The organism is Ruegeria sp. R14_0, from assembly GCF_017743975.1.
In the GTDB taxonomy this organism is placed as follows: domain Bacteria; phylum Pseudomonadota; class Alphaproteobacteria; order Rhodobacterales; family Rhodobacteraceae; genus Ruegeria.
Genome location: NZ_JAGHRC010000007.1, coordinates 44,742 through 62,870, shown reverse-complemented (window position 1 = coordinate 62,870; position 18,129 = coordinate 44,742). Strand labels below are relative to the sequence as shown.

The following is an 18,129-nucleotide window of genomic DNA, read 5'->3' as shown; positions in this document are numbered from 1 at the left end:
CATCCTATATAGACCCGCGCCAGGGAGGATGACGATGAACGTGCACGCCACTCCAAGACCAAAAGGCTATGGGATCTCAGTCGAACGGTTGAACGGTAAGATTGCCATTTACCGGGATCAGGTTCTGTTGGCCGAAAGCAGCAATGCCAAGGTGATGTATGAAACGCGGCTTCCGCCGACGATCTACATCCCGCGCGAAGACGTGCGCATTGCGCTCAGTGATGAGACCGAATTGCAGACCTTTTGTCCCTTTAAGGGCACAGCGACCTATCACGACGTGATCCTCGGTGGCGAGCGGTTGGCCAATTCCGTCTGGGCCTACGAAGAAGCGCTGCCTGAAAGCGTTGTGATTCAGGGCCATATCGGGTTCATGCCCAATGCCTATACCAAGATTGATTTGGGCGATAACACCCTGCGGGACCCCGAGGATGGCAATATCAGCGGTCCATTGATTGACTGGCTGATGCGCGGAGCGTCGGAAAATGACACACCTGAGGCGTTCACTCAGGCTCTGGCCGAGAAAATGCTGGAACACGGGATCGCCATTCAACGGCTCAGCATACTGACCTGGTCCCTGCATCCGCTGATCGCGGGCAAGCACTATATCTGGGAAAAGGGCGAGGCTGAGATTTCGACCAATGTTCCCACTTATGAAATCCACGATCACCCGGCCTATATCAACAGCCCTCTGCGCCATGTATCGAACGGTCTGGGCGGCGTGCGCCAGCGGCTGAATGCGGACAACCCCCATAACAGCTTTCCGATCATGGAGGATCTGCGGGCAAAAGGCGCGACCGACTATGTGGCCATGCCCCTGCCCTTTTCTGACGGTCGCACCAATGTTCTGACCTTGACCTGCGATCATCCGGATGGGTTCACCACGGAAAACCTGGGCCTTGTTTTCGAATGCTCTCAGGTCATTGCCCGGTTTTACGAAGTTTTCATGCAGCGCGAAAACGCGCAGGTCCTGCTTGAAACCTACGTGGGCAAACGCTCGGGCGCGCGCGTGCTGGGCGGTGAGATCCGACGCGGCGACGGCGATGAGATCGACGCCGCCATCATGTTCTGCGACCTGCGCAACTCGACCAGCCTCGAGGAACGCCTGGGCCGCACCGCATACATCAACCTTCTGAATGATTTTTTCGAAACGGTATCGGGCATTGTCCACGAAAACGGCGGCGAGGTTCTGAAGTTCATCGGAGACGCTGTTCTGGCCGTCTTCCCAGCCGGTGAGGACTCGATTTCGGCCCGCGGCAATGCCCAGCGCAGCGCCATCAGTATCGTCGAAAAGCTGGGAGAGTTGCATCAGTCGGGCTCGGATACGCATTGCGATTGTTCGATCGGCGTCGCCTATGGTCGCGTAACCTATGGCAATGTCGGCTCGCGTGAGCGGTTGGACTTTACCGTGATCGGGCAAGCCGCAAACATCGCCGCGCGTTTGGGAGAATACGGTAAGACCAAGAACCACCGGATTGTCGTTTCAGCCGACATTCTTCCAGCCTGTGCCAACGCCCTGCCGCTTGGCGATGTCAAGCTGCACAACGTATCGCAGCCGGTGACGTCTTACGCGCTCAGAACTTCCGCAGATGCTGTTCTGGACGGGTAAGACCCGAGTTTTATTGCCGTGTGGCTTTTGTCAGAGCCTCACCCGTGCAACTTAGCCGCCCAGAAGGATCAGTGCGGTTTGTGCGGGTGACACCACGTTTTCAAGCTGAGCAATCTGGCTTCGGGCCAGGAATTGATCCGTTAGCTGCTCTCTGGCGGCTTTGTCGTTGAACTGGGCCAAATCATCGGATCCCGTCAAACCGGACAACCGATCCTTGAACACCTCAAGCTGCCTGTCGATATTCAGTTGACCGAAACTCGTGGGCAAGCCTAACGCAGTCTCCATCATGCGCCGCAGCGGCGGCAAGCTCATCAAGTCGAACCATTTGGTGTCCTTGCTGCCCCCTTTTGCGGCAAGATCGCTCAGCGCGTGCTGGGCATAGAGCGAGATACGCATGGTTTCATCTGTCTCACCCACAGCAACTTCGAACCGCGACACCACGTTGTCTCGCGCAATCTCTTCCATATTGGTGATCAGTCCGGTTTTGCGTACTTCGCCCGGCCCGAACCCAAACGCATCCGAGAACTGACGGTATCGTTTATCGGACAAGCGGTTCGACAGCGCGTCCTCCGCCTTGGTTCCATCGGACAGGATTTTCTGGATGAAAAAGCGGTTATCCAGATCGCCCTCTAACCCAAAGGCCCCCAGCGCGACCTGCAGCAACCGGCGATCTGATACCAGGTCTTCGGCTGTCTGAACCTTTTTTATGTTCTCCAGAAAATACTCGCTGTCCCGCTTGTTGACCGCAGAGGTCGAGAAACTCTCCAGTTGCGCGTCATAGGTCCGTTGCAGAAACCGCCAGCCAACCAGCCCGCCGGACGGTATGACCGGTTGGAACGTCATTGTTGATAAGCCATCAGGCGTTCTTCGCGCGGCAGCAGTGCACGCAAGGCCTTGAGGCATTTGTAGAACTGCTCATCCAGCAGAGCTTCGGTCGCTTCGGCCAGCACGCGACGACTGTCGGCATCCGTGAAAACCTGGCTCAGTTCCTCGACCCGGCGCAACAATTGTTGGCGGGCGCGGTCTGGCTCTGTGTCGCCTGACAAGACAAGTTGCGTGGCATAGCAAACGCGCCGAACCGGCGTATTCACTTCTTCAGGGTGAATCGCGTCCCGCAGACGCAAGACATTTGCCTCGGGCGTCATGATCGAGAACCGGCTGCGGCGGTCCCCGTTTTCCACGACCACACCGTTGATCAGAACCCTCTCTTTCGGGGCCAGTTTCAGCACCAATCCTGCCATTACGTGGCCCCCATCTGTCGCAGACCACGCAGAACCGCCATGTTGATCTCAAGCAGCGGTTCAACCGAGGCCTTATTCCCAAGAACCTGACTGCTGTGCTGTTCGGTAAATTCGGCCAGATAGAAAATGCGGGCCCGCAAATCGTTGGGCAGACCGTTTTCGGAATCGGTTACTCCACTGGCCAAAACGGTCCACAGACGGCGGTTTTCGTGCAGGGCCTGAACGAACCCGCCAAAATCTGCCGCTTGCCGGGCAGCGGCGGCTTTGAGCCTGTGGGTAATCTTGGAAATCGCTTCATATTCTGTATCGCGCGGGGTGCGCGTCGGTGCGGCGGTCTGTGCATAGGCGCGCTGGGCAATAGCTTGCGGTGTCACGTGAAATCCTTCCAGTAATCCGCCACTTGGCGGTCAATATCGGGGCGCGTTGCCGCGCCCCGACCGGGTTCCATAACTTAGCGGAACAGTGACAGGATCGACTGCGGTGCCTGGTTGGCGATCGACAGCGACTGGGTCGCCAGCTGCTGCTGAACCTGAAGGGCCTGTAGACGCGCCGAGGTCTCTTCCATATCCGCATCAACCAAAGAGCCGATGCCCGATTTGAACGAGTCCGCCAGGTTCGAAATGAACTCTTTCTGCGTCTCGATCCGGCCCTGCGAAGAACCGAAAGCGGCCGAAGCGTCGATCGACGTGTCGATCAGCGTTTCGATTGTGGCAAGCGCCGCAGTTGCCCCTGCACCAGTCGAAACATCAATACCGGTCAACGCACCAAGACCACCCGAACCCGCGTTTACGTACTGAGCCGAGAACGAGATGTCAGTGCCGGTGGCGTTGGCAACAGACAAGGTGCCTGCGGTGCCCGAGTCATAATCGACGGTCAGACCGTTGATACCCAGTTCCTCAATCTTCGCCTTCAGACCCACTGCAACGATGTCACCGGTTGTAGCGGCGGCCGCATCCGTTGCGGAAACCGTGTAGGATACGACCTGATCGTCGATCGCTACGACAACCTTGTCGCCCGCAGCGAATGCACCGCTGGATTCATCGGTCACCAGCGCGGTTGCCGAGGTTGCACCGTTGTCAATCGTTGCGCCAACGCGGTCATTGCCGGTGGAAGAGCCGGTCGACCCGTCAAAGACCTGAGCCGCGGTGTAACCACCGGTCGAAAGGTTCTGACCCGCAACGGTGATGGAAGACGCCGTCACGTTGCCAGAACTGTCCCGGTCAAGCGACGCAAGGATCGACGCGGACCCGGCTGACCCGTCGACCAGATTCAAGCCGTTGAATTGCGCGGCATTCACCACCGAGTTGATCTGATCCTTCAATGCAGTGACATCGTCGTTGATCTTGTCGCGATCTACGTTGTCTTCCTGCGCCGCAACGATCTTGCTTTTCATCTGAGACAGCAGATCGGTAACCGTTTCGGAGGCGTTACGCGCAACCGCCACGGTGGATTCGCCCAGTGCCAGGCTGTCCTTGATCGCATTGAAACCTTTGACATCCGATTCCATGACCTTGGAGATCGCCCAAACAGCCGAGTTGTCTTTGGCAGTTGCAACGTCCTTACCCGTCGAGATCGCGTTTCGGGTCGCGCCGAGATCTTTGTTGACCGACTTGAGTGTTTGCAGCGCAACCATTGCGCCATTGTTTGTCAGAATGCTGGACATATCTGTCATCCTTTTCCGTTCGGGCCTTTTGCGCCCATGCTCACCCCGCCACTTGTGCGGGCTTTCACGTCTTTCTGATCGGTGCGATCCGCCGTCGGGCTGTTCGCGCCACCTGCTGTTTCAGGTGCACGAACACTTTTGACCTTGATCCCCTAACGGAGTGCTAAAGCGCGAAAGTCAGAAGTTTAGGATTTGAATCAAACCTGTAGCTACGCCCGCTTTTCCAGTTTTGCATGATGCCTGACGGCGTATCCGCTGCGTTGGCCGTCGGCGCCATAGGTGCTGAATTCCTGTCGCACGCGCCGAAGTTCGGCCATGCGATCGGCGACAGCGCGAATCCCTTCGGCCGCACTGTTGAGCAGGGCCTGGTTCCGCTCGACTTTTTTCTGCAGGCGTATCAACTCGTCACTGTCCAAGACCTCAAGATCGTTGAGTGCACCAATCAGTTTTTCCTTTTCTGGTGCCGTGTGGTGCAGGCGGTCCAGATCGCCCTCAACCAGCGCAGTTCGCTCAAGATCCAGAACCTCTTCAAGGGACTTTACAAGACTAGTTTCCGGTGTCGTCGGCATTGGCTTTCTCCATCATGGATTGAAACAGGATTTCGGACAGGCCGACCCCGCCGGACTGGGCCAACGCGCGGGCCTGATGCTGCACTAGAAAAGACGCAAACTGGTCCTCGCCTGCACCGCCGCCAAAGGATTGGCGGGCCTGACCCAACCCGGCGGATTTCAACATCTCACCCAGAAACGCGGCCTCAAGCTCAACAGCAGCGGCCCGCAGTTTCTGTGAATACGCCGATTGTTGAGGCGTTGGTATGGGCGCTGAAACCTTCATCGCTTTCTCCGAAAATTGCATCGAACTTTCACGATCAAAGAAGAAAGCGGTTAAAATAAACGTAACTTCCTGCGGGCAATTATCCGGTCACACAATCGGAGCCGGAGCAAAATGCCCAACACTCTTTCAGTGGTGACATCCTCGCCGACCGCCATTCCCAAATCTCAAGACAGCAGTTCTGAGTCGGGGGACGATACCGGCATGGCATTCGCGGCCGTGCTTGATCAGAACAGTGATGACAGCAAGGACCCGCGCATAGGGCTGAATATTGCTGAAGCCGAACCGGAGGTTGAGGCCGAAACAGACGCCATGTCAGAGCCCGAATCGGACGAGGCTGATGCCGCTCCTGAACTGGCCGAACAGATTCCGCCGCGGAACGATCCTGAAAAATCGGTTCCAAAGACCGACCCCGAGCCCACTCCCATACTGGTCACCGCTCCTGTTGCTCGCGATCAAGCGCCGCAGGTCTTGGAGCTCGCCCAGGCAGCGGAGAAACGCCAATCCACACGGGCTTTGGCGAATGATATGCCCGCACATCAGCCTCGAGAGACCACTCCTGACTCGCCAAAGGCCGAAGTGGCATCTGTGGTGCCCCGCACGACCGAACGTCAAACGAAAGAAGCCGCCGATTTGACCCGGCGCTCGCCTCGACGCCCGCACACCGCAGATCAATCCGCAGCCGCTCAAATTGAACGCCAACAGGCACCGAAAACAGAACGCGTACCCAGCATCGCGCAGATGCAGCTGTTCGCGTCCGAAAAACCGAGCATTCAGGGTGATCGGAACGCCGGTTTGGACGTCGAAGAGATCACGCCGCTCAGGACCGAAGCACCCGTTTCGACCGGTCGAGAGACCTCACCTGCGATTCACAATATGACACCTACCGCTCGCGCCGAGGTGGCCCGCGCGGTCGCCGGGCAAATGGCGGCGGTAGTCACGGCTCAGCCAAACTCCGGCACGGTCGAGATTGCCTTGAACCCCGAAGAGCTGGGACGCGTATCCATCGTTCTGAACGGTCGCGATGACGGGGTACATCTGACGATTTCAGCCGAACGCCCCGAGACGTTGGACATGATGCGCCGACACCTGTCGGTTCTGGAAGAGGAGTTCAGGAATTTCGGGCTGGGTGATTTGTCCTTCGACCTCGGCACCTCTTCGGGGGACAGCCATGACCGAGCGGATCAGGAAAACAGGCCGCTCGGCGGCGCAGCCCAACTGGCCGACCCGACAGCTCTTGTGGAACCTGTAACCAGAACCGGCCTTGTCGGCCGCATCGACATGAGGGTGTGACAATGATTTCCCCGACCCAATCCAACACCGCGACACCCGCCCCGAACCAAAGTTCAAACGGGGAAAAAACCACTGGTCTGGCTTCAGATTTTGAAACTTTCCTGAAAATGCTGACGGTACAGGCGCAGAATCAGGATCCTCTCAAGCCCCTGGACGCATCGGAATACGCATCGCAACTGGCGCAATTCTCGATGGTAGAACAACAGGTTCAAACCAACGACTTGTTATCGGCGCTTGGTCAGGCTCTGGGGGGCGGAAATCTGGACAAACTCGGCAAGTGGGTCGGAATGGACGTGCGCACTCCTTCAGCGTTCAGATTCGCAGGTGCGCCCGTGACCCTGTTTGCCAAGCCCGACCCGGCAGCGGACAAGGCGGTCATGGTTATCCGCGACAGCGAAGGCGCAATCATCGACCGAATTTCTGTGCCCAAAACCGACCAGAAAATGATCTGGGCGGGAACAGGCAGCGACGGGCAGCCGCTGCCAGCCGGGAGTTATTCGGCCACGTTGGAGAGCTTTGATGGCGACAAGCTGTTGTCCGAAGAATTGGCTTCAGCCTACAACCACGTCGTCGAAGCGCAGATTTCCGACAACAAAGTGATGCTGACACTGGAAAGCGGACAGGTTGTTGACGCATCGGCTGTCACAGGGGTCAGATCCTGAACTTGATCTGGCGGGCGGGACAGTCCAAAGCTTGGCGAAATCGACTCGCTAACTGCATTGGTGACCCTCCTGCCTGCCACAACCTATCCTCCTTCTGATCTGGTTGACGACCTGCGTGACCGGGACCTTGTCGGCCCCGGCGTCGCGTTTCAGATATTATACGGCGGGCGCACCAATCAGGTCTGGAAAGTGCTGGGCGGCGGCGGCGACAAGGTGCTGAAACTGTACCGTGCGACACCGCGCAATCCGTTGTTTCGCAACGACCCCGAACTAGAAGCAGAATGCCTCCGCGCGCTTGAACCCACCGGTTTTGTGCCGCGCCTGCGCGCAGCCGGCGCGCACAAGAGCGGCCATTGGGTGTTTTACGATCACGCCCCCGGATCGCCCTGGCGCAAAAACCCCGAAGGCGTCGCCACATTGCTGCGCAGTTTGCATGAACTCGAGCTACGGATCCAAGCGCCGAAGGGATGCAATGGCAGTGCGGATTTGGCCGACCACGCAGAACAGATTCTGAACGCGTGTACGTCGGACACACGGGCTCTTGTGGCCAAACTTCGCCCTGCGGGACATGTCCCTGCAACCAAGCACACCTGCCTGATCCATGCGGACACTGTTGCCGGGAACATCCTTGTCGCGCCAACCGGCATGACACTGATTGACTGGCAATGCCCGGCGTGGGGCGATCCGTGCGAGGACATCGCGATGTTCCTGTCGCCTGCCATGCAGTGCCTGTATCGAGGCAGCCCACTTACCCAAACCGAAGAAGCGCTGTTTCTGAACGCATATGGCGTTCCCGAAACGGTCGCGCGGTTTCGGGAATTGCGCCCGTGGTATGCGTGGCGGATGGCGGCCTATTGCTTGTGGCGTATGGAAAACGGTGCGGCGGACTACGCGCGGAGCCTGGAACTGGAAGTCGCCGCGCTTTAAAGGCTAAAACGGTCCGCGATCGCCATGGCGGCATAAACAGGCGGCATCAAAACACGCCGCCACCCTCCGAAGGGAAAGCGTGGCGGAGCCTGCGTGATCGGGAGAGGCAACTCAGCCTCGCGACCCCTGACCATTTGGGCAAGAGCCCGCCCGCAATACGTTCCCATTGCCACCCCGTTCCCGTGATAGGCAAAGGCAGCGAACATGCCCGGATTGTCTGGGACCTGGCCGACAAAGGGCGTCAGTTTGCGCGACATGCACACCATGCCCGACCACATGTGGGTCACTTCGACCGCTTTCCATTGGGGGAACATGGTATGAAAATCCCGCTGCACGGTCTTACGGATGGCCGCTTCGGCCCCGGGCGAAGACCGCAAGCCGCCGCGCATACCAAACAGGAACCGCCGATCGGGCATCAAACGAAAGTAATGCAGCAGGTTGCGGGTGTCATAACTCATCTGCTCTGAGGTCCATCCCTGCGCTTGCAGCTCCGCGTCCGACAGAGGCCGAGTCACCAGAACCGTGGACTGCGCGGGCATGTAACGCCCCGACATCCACGGCGGCACGTCCTCGCTGGAATACCCATTCGTACAGATCAGCACATTCGCGGCGCGCACTCGGCCAGATGCGGTTTGAACCTCGAAACCAGACCGCGTTTTGCCAATCTGTTCAGCCGCCGTCTTCTGGTAAACGTGCACTCCCAGTGACTGCGCCGTCCGCGCCAACCCAAAAAGGTATTTTCTGGGGTTGAGGGCAAATCCAACCGGGTTTGTATAGGCACCATGAAAGGCACCCCCAAGACCTAGGCCACGCAACTCATGCGCTTCGTGCAAGGTGCCTGTCGCCTCAGCGCCACGCCGCAGATGTTCCATCGCCCGCGCGGAATGGGCCAGTTGGGTTTCACCTTTGGAATGCGTATCCGCGTCGATCCCATGCAGCGACAAAAGATCTTTCACAAGCTGAACCGCGTCGATCTCTGCCTGCCCATAGAACCGCGCAGCCTCGTCTCCGTAACGGCGCGCCAGTGCCGTTTGACCTAACTTTGAGCCGCCGAGACAGCAGAACCCGCCATTGCGACCCGAGGCCCCCCATCCTGGGGTTCCGGCCTCTAAAACTGCGACGGATGTACCCGCCTCGGCCAGATGCAACGCTGCCGAAAGACCTGTGAACCCGCCGCCAATGACGGCGACATCGACGCTCAGATCACCGCTTTGGACAGGCCAGTCGGGTGTTGGGATTGTTTCGTCCCACCAACAGTTCTGACGCGGTCCGGGGCCATAGGTATAGTCCGGGAACAGGCGTTTCATTCGGTGCGCGCTGCGGCAAGCTCATCCTGCTTTTGCCGCACCATCGCGCGCTTCGTGACCAATGAGGCGGTTATGACCCCGACAGTCACCACTGCGATCATGAGCGTGGATAGCGCGTTGATCTCTGGGCTGACACCCAGACGCACCGCCGAGAAGATCTTGATCGGCAGCGTCGTCGCCGACGGGCCCGAGGTGAAGGACGCGATGACCAGATCATCCAGCGACAGAGTGAACGCCAGCAACCAACCCGAAATCACGGCCGGCGCGATGATCGGAAGGGTCACAAGGCGAAACGCCTGAGCGGGCGAACAGCCCAGATCAAGGGCGGCTTCTTCCAGCGATTTGTCGAACGAAACCAAACGCGAGGACACAACGACCGACACGAAGCACATCGAAAAGGTCGTATGTGCCAAAACAATGGTCAGAATGCCCCGGTCAAGCCCAATGCCAATAAACAGAAGTAGCAGAGACAAACCGGTGATAACTTCGGGCATCACCAGCGGCGCGTAGATCATGCCCGAGAACAGCGTCCGGCCGAAAAACCGCCCACCTCGCACCAGCACATAGGCGGCGGCCGTTCCAAGAATGGTTGCCAGCGTCGAGGAAAAGACTGCCACCCGGATCGTAACCCATGCCGCGTCCAGAAACGCCTCGTTCTGGGCCAGTTCGCCATACCATTTGGTCGAGAACCCGGCCCAAACGGTTACCAGCTTGCTTTCGTTAAAGCTGAATATAATCAGGATGATCATCGGGATGTACAGAAACGCGAACCCAAGTGTCAGAGACACCGCATTGAACCAGCTGAGCCTGTTCATTGGTCGGCCTCCGTTTGTTTTTGCTGGTTGCGCTGGAACAATACGATCGGGATCACCAGGATCAGCAACAGCACCACCGCAACGGCACTGGCGACCGGCCAGTCTCGGTTCGAGAAGAATTCTTCCCACAGAACTTTACCGATCATCAGCGTACCCGATCCACCCAGAAGCGAGGGGATCACGAACTCACCAATCACCGGGATCATGACAAGGAAACACCCCGCAATGATACCCGGGCGCGACAGGGGAATGGTCACCAGCCAGAACGCTTGAATGCGGGAACAACCCAGATCCTCGGCCGCTTCGATCAGGGATTCGTCCATGCGTTCCAGCGCTGCATAAATCGGCAGGATCATGAACGGAAGATAGGTGTAGACGATACCGATATAGACGGCCGTGTTGGTGTTCAGAATAGTCAGCGGGGCCGAGATGATACCCAGCCACAGCAAGATCTGATTCAGGTATCCTTCGTTCGACAGGATCCCCATCCATGCGTAAACGCGGATCAGAAACGAGGTCCAGAATGGCAGGATCACCAGCATCATCAGCGTTGGCCGCCATTCCTGCGGTGCACGGGCCATGCCGTAGGCAATCGGGTACCCCACAAGCAAGGTCAGAGCGGTTGAAATCACCGCGATCTTGACGCTGGAGAGGTAGGCTTTCCAATACAGGTCATCTTCGGTCAGCCAGACATAGTTTTCGAAATCCAGTTGGCTGAAGAATTCCTTTATACCCGCCCAACCCTGCGACAGGTCCAGTGTCGGTGTGTAAGGCGGAATGGCAAGTTCAATGTCCGAGAGCGATATTTTCAGTACGATGAAGAAGGGCACCAAAAACAGCGCCAGCAGCCAGACATAGGGGACAGCGATCAGAAGGGCGCGGCGCATCAGTTGTCCAGCAGCACCGCAGCCGTTGCCGTCCAGGACAGCCAGACCGGGTCTTCCCATGTGAAAGAGCGGCGCGAGATACGGCGTGTGTTGGCCGTTTGCGCCTTGATGATCGTGCCGTTGGGCAGTTCGACATGATAGGTTGACAGGTTCCCCAGATAAGCGATGTCATGCACTTTGCCCTGCACGGCATTGACGGCATCCGCCGGGCGATCAGCCGAAATGGTCACCTTTTCAGGTCGGATCGCAATATGACAGGCCTGCCCGTTCGAGAACCCTTTTGCCGATGTCGCGGTCAGAGGCGCCTGCCCCTCGGCCCAGTCGATCTGATAGGTTTCGTCCCCGTTTGCAGTCGTGCGACCCTCGATGATGTTCACGTCGCCGATGAAATCGGCCACATAGACCGAGTTGGGGTTCTCGTAAATCTTGTCCGGCGTCGCGACCTGCATCAGTTTGCCCTGATCCATCACAGCGACGCGGCTGGCGACGGTCATCGCCTCTTCCTGATCATGGGTCACGATCACAAAGGTGGTGCCGGTCTTTTCCTGAATATCCATCAGTTCGAACTGGGTATCCTGCCGCAGTTTCTTATCCAGCGCGCCCAACGGTTCGTCCAGCAACAGCAGTTTCGGGGCCTTGGCCAAAGATCGCGCCAAAGCGACCCGCTGACGTTGACCACCCGAAATCTGATGCGGCTTGCGGCGGGCGAATTGTTCCAGTCTAGTCAGGCGCAGCATCTCTTCGACGCGGTCTTCCAGATCACGCTTGGGCATGTTGTCCCGCCGCAAACCAAAAGCGATGTTTTCCCAGATGCTGAGATGTGGAAACAAAGCGTAGGACTGGAACATCATGTTCACCGCCCGCTTGTTTGGCGGGATCGGATCGATATCCTGGCCGCCCAGTATGATGTGACCTTCTGTGGGCGTTTCAAACCCCGCAAGCATCCGCATCATCGTGGTTTTGCCGCAGCCGGACGGACCCAGCAAAGCGAAGAATTCTTTTTCAAAAATATCCAATGACAGATTGTCGATCGCCGTAAACTCGCCAAACCGCTTGGTGACATTCTGGAACTGGATCAAGGGTTTCGCCTGCGGTTCTTCCCACGGCGCAAAGACGGTAGTGTTCAAAACGGCCCCCGTTCGACAATCTGATTGAATGGGCAAGGCGGTCAGGCCGCCTTGCTCAGATACTTCGGATCAGGTGCCCGATTTGATTTTGGTCCACAGACGGGTCACAACCCGCTGAGTTTTTGCCGGATAGGGCGTGGTGATGTAGAGGTTCTGCATCGTCGTCTCATCCGGATAGATAGCCGGATCGCCAATCACGTCTTCCTCCAGGAACTCCTGCGAGGCTTTGTTGCCGTTGGCGTAGTAAACGTAGTTCGACGCTGCGGCCATGTTGTTGGCATCCAGAATGAAGTTCAGGAACTTATGTGCGCCTTCCGGATTCGGCGCATCTGCCGGAACTGCCATCTGGTCGAACCACATCAGCGATCCTTCCGCGAACGGATGGTATTCAATCTCCACGCCGTTGTCGGCCTCGGCGGCACGGTCACGCGCTTGCAGAATGTCGCCCGACCAGCCCACGGCTACACAGATATCGCCATTGGCCAGGGCGTTGATATACTCCGAGCTGTGGAATTTCTGAATGTAGGGGCGAACGGCTGCCAGCATTTCCTCGGTTTTTGCAATGACGTCCGTGTCATGGCTGTCGGGATCTTCGCCAATATACTGCAGCGTCATTGGAATGATCTCGGTCGGCGCATCCAGGAAATGTACGCCACATGATGCCAGTTTTTCCATATTCTCAGGCTTGAGAACCAGGTCCATACTGTTCAGCGCAACATCTTCGCCAAGCACCTCTTTGACTTTGGCAACGTTCACACCCAGGCCGGTGGTGCCCCACATATAGTTGATCGAATAGGCGTTGTCGGGATCGTAACCCGCTGTCCGGTCCTGAATTACATCCCACAGATTGCCCGCATTCGACAACTGAGACTTATCCAGCGGTTGAAAGGCGCCGGCTTGAATCTGGCGCTGAAGGAAGGTGCCGGTCGGAACCACCACGTCGTAGCCCGAACCACCCGCCAGCATTTTCGTTTCCAGAACTTCATTGCTGTCGAACACGTCGTAAATCAGTGTCAGGCCGGTTTCTTCTTCGAATTTTTTCAGAAGGTCCTCATCAATATAGTCGGACCAGTTATAGACGCGCACCTCTTCGGCAAAAGCCGCCGAAGTCCCCAGCGCGACGATCGCTGTCATCGTCAGCGTTTTGATTGACATAATTCTCTCCCTGCAAGTGTCCGGGTATTTTCCCGTTTTTTCGGATTTGATCAAGTTTTGCGTTTTCCCCCGATCCATCGTATGGTTTCACGAGGTCAGGCGTCTGGCAAGTCGACACCAAGCGAAACAGGGTAAGCTACTTGGATTTGATCAAAAAAAATGCATCTGACGCCAAGACAGGCGAAGGAAAGAAACCCGCGCACGAGCAGGTGTACCAAACCCTCAGATCTCAGATCATGTACGGGGAGCTGGTCCCTGGACAGCCTGTAACGATACAGGGTTTGACCGATTCGCTGGGCGTCGGGATGACCCCAGTCCGCGAGGCGATTCGGCGGTTGATTTCCGATGGTGCCCTTGTGTTTCAGGGCAACCGGCGGGTCAGCGTTCCGTTGCTGTCCAATGCCGACGTTGAACAGATGATTTTTGCGAGAATATCAATAGAATCAGAGCTTTCCAGACGCGCAACTGCAACGGTGACGACCGATGATATCGACCGGCTAGAGCAACTCGATCAACGTCTTGATCAGACCATCGCCGATGGCGACGTCAGCGGCTATCTGCGCCTGAACCATCAGTTTCACCAAACGCTCTATGCCCATGCGAATGCTCCGATCCTAAACGATCTGGCCGAGCGATTGTGGCTTCGGTTCGGCCCTTCCCTGCGCGTTGTGTGCGGACGATTTGGCACGCACAGCCTGCCGGATCGGCACAAGGATATCCTCTCGGCTCTGCGCGCCAGGGATGCTGACAAAGTCGCAAAAGCGACTGCACAGGACATTGAACAAGGGATGGAACTGATGTCGGACGCGTTGATGGACGTCTGATTCAATCCGATTCGATTGACAGTAGGAAATTTGATCATATTGTGATGGGCAACCGCTTTTGCAGGAGATTCTCTGATGTCGACCATCACCAATCACATGCCAACCGCCGAGTTGCAGGCTTTGGATGCGGCGCATCACATGCATCCGTTTTCTGCCAATGGGTCATTGGGCAAAGAAGGCGCACGCGTCATCACACGTGCAAAAGGTGTGTACCTGACGGACAGTGAAGGCGAAGAGATTTTGGACGCAATGGCGGGCCTTTGGTGCGTCAATATCGGCTACGGCCGCGATGAACTGGCCGAGGTTGCCGCCCGTCAGATGCGCGAACTGCCATATTACAACACGTTCTTCAAAACGACCCATGTTCCGGCAATCGCGCTGGCGGCTAAAATCGCCGAGTTGGCGCCGGGTGATCTGAACCACGTCTTCTTTGCCGCAGGCGGGTCCGAGGCGAATGACACCAACATCCGTCTGGTGCGCACTTACTGGGCCGAAAAGGGCCATCCGGACAAGAATATCATCATCAGCCGCAAGAACGCCTATCATGGATCCTCTGTGGGGTCGGCGTCTTTGGGCGGCATGGCCGGGATGCACGCGCAGGGCGGTATCCCGATCCCCAACATTCACCACATCAATCAACCAAACTGGTGGGCTGAGGGCGGCGACATGACCCCCGAAGAATTCGGTCTGGCCCGCGCGCGCGAGTTGGAAGAGGCCATTCTAGAACTGGGCGAAGATCGCGTCGCAGCCTTTATCGCGGAACCCGTCCAAGGTGCGGGTGGCGTAATCGTAGCGCCCGACAGCTATTGGCCTGAGGTTCAGCGCATCTGTGACAAATACGATATCCTTTTGATCGCTGATGAGGTCATCTGCGGCTTTGGTCGGACCGGAAACTGGTTCGGGTCCCAGACTGTTGGAATCAAGCCGCACATCATGACGATCGCCAAGGGCCTGAGTTCGGGCTATGCGCCCATCGGCGGGTCCATCGTGAATGACGAGATCGCCGAGGTGATTGGCGGCACCGAGTTCAACCACGGCTATACCTATTCCGGCCACCCGGTCGCTGCGGCGGTCGCGCTGGAAAACCTGCGCATCCTCGAAGAAGAGTGCATCGTGGACAACGTCCGCGATGTGGCGGCCCCCTATCTGAAAGAGAAATGGGAGGCGCTGGCCGACCACCCGCTGGTCGGTGAGGCCAAGATCGTCGGCATGATGGCCTCGATCGCGCTGACTCCGGACAAGGCCAGCCGGGCGAAATTCGCGTCCGAACCCGGCACAGTCGGATACATCTGCCGTGACCGCTGTTTCGCCAACAACCTGATCATGCGCCATGTTGGCGACCGGATGATTATCTCGCCGCCTCTGATCCTGACCCCTGCTGATATCGACGAGATGTTCGTGCGAATTCGCAAATCGCTTGACGAAGCACAGGCTGAGATCATCGCGCAGGGGCTGATGAAGTCGGCGTCATAGCCGACCAGTTTGAGGGTTTACGTGAAGGCGGCTGCAACAGCCGCCTTTTTTATTCGGAAATTAACCAAATGAGAGTGTCCGCTTTGCACCCACAGCGGAGGTGTTTTGCGGAACGCTCCTTGTTTGCGTTTAACCTTCTGTTAGGTTGCCGCCGAATTTGCGTGCGAAGATGAAGAAGGTAACATCATGGAAATCAGCTGGAGCGAGCTTCTTCTGACATTCCTGGTGGGAATGGGACCGCTCAAGGCAATGTTGGTCTTCATCGAAAAAACAGAAGAATATGACCTGAAAACGCGAGACAAGGTGGCGTTTGTCGGCGTTGCAACTGCTGTTGGCTCGGGATTAACTCTGTTGGTATTGGGAGCATGGTTGCAGTCAATCCTGCATTTCAGCATCGGTTCTCTTGGACTGTCTGGCGGGCTTATTCTACTGCTGTTCTCTATTCGGTTAATTCTAGAATCGAATAGCGAAGAGTCGTCGGAAACGCAGGATCCTGTTGATCTCGCTGTTTCGCCAATTGGTCTGCCACTCATACTAAATCCTGTCGGGATCGTTGCGCTGGTGACCTTCTCGGCAGAAGCGACTGATATGGCGGCCTTGGCGAATGTCGCAGTTGCGATAGTGATCATAGCTGTGCTGGACATCTTGGTCCTATTGGGAGCAGGTCGGCTTGGCGCATTCATTCCACACGCGGTGATCGGCCTGTTGGAGAAGCTGTTTGCAATTCTAGTAGCTGCCCTTGCAGTGGAAATCATGGTTGACGGCGCCCGAGCATTGGGAATTTTATGACTGCACTTCAACGGCCCTCAGGGCAGTATTGGGCCCTGCGCCAATTCCATTTGCCGGTGCATATGACAACAGGCACCGCTTCCAAATTGGTATAAACTGACCGTCACACGATTTAGAAAGCTATCACCTAGTATGTCTGTTTTGTCCGCATAACGGTCTCAAATCAACAAATCTTCCAAACGCTTATTCAGTCAACGCAACCGCTCCAATAGCCTCAAACTGGCATAGCCGTCTGGCAGCAGTCCCTGTGCCAGTTGATACGCCCGAACTGCCTTGGTCGTGTTTGGTCCGGTGCGACCGTCGATGCCCTGGGTGTCAAAACCGGCTTCAGTTAGGCGGGTCTGAAGCTCTTTCTTTTCGGTAAAGCTCAGCACACGGTCACCGCGTGGCCAATCGGCCTCGAACGGCGCGCGCCCGGCCAGACGGTCGGACAGGTGGCCGATACCGATTACGTAAGCGTCGGCGCCGTTGTACTTTTCGATCACTTTGAAATTGTCGAAGATCATCAGCGCGACGCCTTGCCCGCCCGCCGGCAACAGGATCGCTGCCTGCCCGTGATCTGCGATGGCCGTACCGTTTACAGCCACCACCCCGCGCGCGGCCCATTCTGAGGGCAGCAGAGTGTGATCGCGTCGTGCCATAGCAAAGTTAAAGCCTTTGGGGAGCGTTACCTCAACGCCCCAGGGTTGCCCTTTGGTCCAGCCATGGCGCGCCAGATAAGCCGCCGCCGAAGCCAGCGCATCCGTTGGGTCTTCGGACCAGATATCGCGGCGACCGTCGCCGTCAAAATCAACGGCATGGTCCAGATAGGACGTCGGCATGAATTGCGTGTGCCCCATCGCGCCAGCCCAGCTGCCTACCATCTTGTTCGGGTTAATGTCACCGGCTTGGATGATCTGCAAAGCCGCGACTAACTGAGTTTCAAAAAACTGCGCGCGTCTTGCGTCAAACGCCAGCGTCGCCAGTGAGCGGAGGGTTTGATCACTGCCCCGATAGGTTCCGAACGAGGTTTCAAGCCCCCAGATCGCCGTTACGACCTCTTTCTCGACGCCGTATGTCGCTTCGATCCGGGTCAAAGCCTCGGAATACTCTTGCAACCCTGCGCGACCATTTCGGACGCGCGTGTCGGAAACGGCAGAATCCAGATACTCCCAAATCGGTTTTGAGAACTCGGCCTGATTGCGGTCTCGCCGGATGACGTCCTTGTCATATGTCAGCCCTGCCAGCGACCGGTCCAGTGTTGCAACTGAAATGCCTTGTTCGACCGCCCGCTCGCGAAACGCTCCAAGCCATGCCTGGAACCGCGCATTCCCTTCCACTGACACCCGGTACTCCTTAGCTGAGGGCCGAATAACCGGCCGGATCGACACGACTACACCAGCTGATGCCAGCTGTATGGCCTGAGACCCGCTTAATGTGTTGATTGATTCCGCCTGCACGATGGATGCCCATAATGCGGCGGTCATGACGCCACCTATGCATTTACGCATTCCGAATTTTCCTGATTACTGCTCATACCAAGGATAGCG

General features: G+C 57.2%; 19 protein-coding genes. 7 read left to right on the top strand and 12 right to left on the bottom strand.

The features are described 5' to 3' along the window. Positions 1 to 34 precede the first annotated feature (34 nt). Positions 35 to 1,606, top strand: coding sequence for a DUF427 domain-containing protein (locus tag J7416_RS17725; protein ID WP_209226694.1), 1,572 nt, complete (start codon positions 35 to 37; stop codon positions 1,604 to 1,606). A 51-nt stretch (positions 1,607 to 1,657) separates the two neighbouring features. Here J7416_RS17725 and J7416_RS17720 read toward each other — a convergent pair whose 3' ends face one another. The 6 genes from J7416_RS17720 to J7416_RS17695 all read right to left on the bottom strand — a co-directional run bounded on the left by J7416_RS17720 (position 1,658) and on the right by J7416_RS17695 (position 5,344). Next, positions 1,658 to 2,449, bottom strand: a complete 792-nt coding sequence (locus tag J7416_RS17720; protein ID WP_209226693.1) for a DUF1217 domain-containing protein — start codon at positions 2,447 to 2,449, stop codon at positions 1,658 to 1,660. Next, positions 2,446 to 2,847 carry a flagellar biosynthesis repressor FlbT gene (gene flbT / locus J7416_RS17715; protein ID WP_209226691.1) on the bottom strand — a complete coding sequence of 134 codons (402 nt, stop codon included), beginning with the start codon at positions 2,845 to 2,847 and terminating at the stop codon, positions 2,446 to 2,448. Before flbT ends, J7416_RS17720 begins: the two co-directional genes overlap by 4 nt. Continuing rightward, a complete protein-coding gene (gene flaF / locus J7416_RS17710) occupies positions 2,847 to 3,221 on the bottom strand; it encodes a flagellar biosynthesis regulator FlaF (RefSeq protein ID WP_209226690.1) in 375 nt (124 codons plus the stop codon). Before flaF ends, flbT begins: the two co-directional genes overlap by 1 nt. 77 nt (positions 3,222 to 3,298) lie before the next feature. Further along, positions 3,299 to 4,510: a flagellin gene (locus tag J7416_RS17705; protein WP_209226689.1), complete on the bottom strand. Its 1,212-nt coding sequence runs from the start codon at positions 4,508 to 4,510 to the stop codon at positions 3,299 to 3,301. A gap of 209 nt (positions 4,511 to 4,719) precedes the next feature. Next, the gene (locus J7416_RS17700; RefSeq protein ID WP_209226687.1) at positions 4,720 to 5,079 is read right to left on the bottom strand and encodes a flagellar export chaperone FlgN; all 360 of its coding nucleotides are present in this window, start codon (positions 5,077 to 5,079) and stop codon (positions 4,720 to 4,722) included. Continuing rightward, a complete protein-coding gene (locus J7416_RS17695; RefSeq protein WP_209226686.1) occupies positions 5,057 to 5,344 on the bottom strand; it encodes a rod-binding protein in 288 nt (95 codons plus the stop codon). Before J7416_RS17695 ends, J7416_RS17700 begins: the two co-directional genes overlap by 23 nt. A 111-nt stretch (positions 5,345 to 5,455) precedes the next feature. Between J7416_RS17695 and J7416_RS17690 the strand changes: the two genes are divergently transcribed. The 3 genes from J7416_RS17690 to J7416_RS17680 are packed head-to-tail and all read left to right on the top strand — an operon-like array spanning position 5,456 to position 8,223. Then, positions 5,456 to 6,634, top strand: coding sequence for a flagellar hook-length control protein FliK (locus J7416_RS17690; protein ID WP_209226685.1), 1,179 nt, complete (start codon positions 5,456 to 5,458; stop codon positions 6,632 to 6,634). A gap of 2 nt (positions 6,635 to 6,636) precedes the next feature. Further along, positions 6,637 to 7,296 (top strand): flagellar hook capping FlgD N-terminal domain-containing protein, encoded by a 660-nt coding sequence (locus J7416_RS17685; protein ID WP_209226683.1) that lies wholly within the window; start codon positions 6,637 to 6,639, stop codon positions 7,294 to 7,296. A gap of 60 nt (positions 7,297 to 7,356) precedes the next feature. Continuing rightward, positions 7,357 to 8,223, top strand: coding sequence for an aminoglycoside phosphotransferase family protein (locus tag J7416_RS17680; RefSeq protein WP_348540292.1), 867 nt, complete (start codon positions 7,357 to 7,359; stop codon positions 8,221 to 8,223). Here J7416_RS17680 and J7416_RS17675 read toward each other — a convergent pair. From J7416_RS17675 to J7416_RS17655, 5 genes are all read right to left on the bottom strand, one after another. After that, positions 8,220 to 9,530 (bottom strand): FAD-binding oxidoreductase, encoded by a 1,311-nt coding sequence (locus tag J7416_RS17675; protein WP_209226682.1) that lies wholly within the window; start codon positions 9,528 to 9,530, stop codon positions 8,220 to 8,222. The genes J7416_RS17680 and J7416_RS17675 overlap by 4 nt on opposite strands. Further along, the gene (locus J7416_RS17670; protein ID WP_209226681.1) at positions 9,527 to 10,345 is read right to left on the bottom strand and encodes an ABC transporter permease; all 819 of its coding nucleotides are present in this window, start codon (positions 10,343 to 10,345) and stop codon (positions 9,527 to 9,529) included. The genes J7416_RS17675 and J7416_RS17670 overlap by 4 nt, the downstream gene beginning before the upstream one ends. Continuing rightward, positions 10,342 to 11,232, bottom strand: a complete 891-nt coding sequence (locus tag J7416_RS17665) for an ABC transporter permease subunit (RefSeq protein ID WP_209226680.1) — start codon at positions 11,230 to 11,232, stop codon at positions 10,342 to 10,344. Before J7416_RS17665 ends, J7416_RS17670 begins: the two co-directional genes overlap by 4 nt. Further along, positions 11,232 to 12,359, bottom strand: a complete 1,128-nt coding sequence (locus J7416_RS17660) for an ABC transporter ATP-binding protein (RefSeq protein WP_209226678.1) — start codon at positions 12,357 to 12,359, stop codon at positions 11,232 to 11,234. Before J7416_RS17660 ends, J7416_RS17665 begins: the two co-directional genes overlap by 1 nt. 69 nt (positions 12,360 to 12,428) lie before the next feature. Further along, positions 12,429 to 13,514: a polyamine ABC transporter substrate-binding protein gene (locus tag J7416_RS17655; protein ID WP_209226677.1), complete on the bottom strand. Its 1,086-nt coding sequence runs from the start codon at positions 13,512 to 13,514 to the stop codon at positions 12,429 to 12,431. A gap of 140 nt (positions 13,515 to 13,654) precedes the next feature. On the opposite strand from J7416_RS17655, the gene J7416_RS17650 reads away from it, so the two are divergent. The 3 genes from J7416_RS17650 to J7416_RS17640 all read left to right on the top strand — a co-directional run bounded on the left by J7416_RS17650 (position 13,655) and on the right by J7416_RS17640 (position 16,600). Beyond that, the gene (locus J7416_RS17650; RefSeq protein ID WP_247744365.1) at positions 13,655 to 14,338 is read left to right on the top strand and encodes a GntR family transcriptional regulator; all 684 of its coding nucleotides are present in this window, start codon (positions 13,655 to 13,657) and stop codon (positions 14,336 to 14,338) included. 75 nt (positions 14,339 to 14,413) lie between these two features. Further along, positions 14,414 to 15,811 (top strand): aspartate aminotransferase family protein, encoded by a 1,398-nt coding sequence (locus J7416_RS17645; protein WP_209226676.1) that lies wholly within the window; start codon positions 14,414 to 14,416, stop codon positions 15,809 to 15,811. A 186-nt stretch (positions 15,812 to 15,997) separates the two neighbouring features. Next, positions 15,998 to 16,600, top strand: a complete 603-nt coding sequence (locus J7416_RS17640; protein ID WP_209226675.1) for a MarC family protein — start codon at positions 15,998 to 16,000, stop codon at positions 16,598 to 16,600. Positions 16,601 to 16,791: 191 nt separating this feature from the next. On the opposite strand, the gene J7416_RS17635 is transcribed toward J7416_RS17640, so the two are convergent. Beyond that, positions 16,792 to 18,090, bottom strand: coding sequence for a lytic murein transglycosylase (locus J7416_RS17635; RefSeq protein WP_247744364.1), 1,299 nt, complete (start codon positions 18,088 to 18,090; stop codon positions 16,792 to 16,794). Positions 18,091 to 18,129 lie beyond the last annotated feature (39 nt).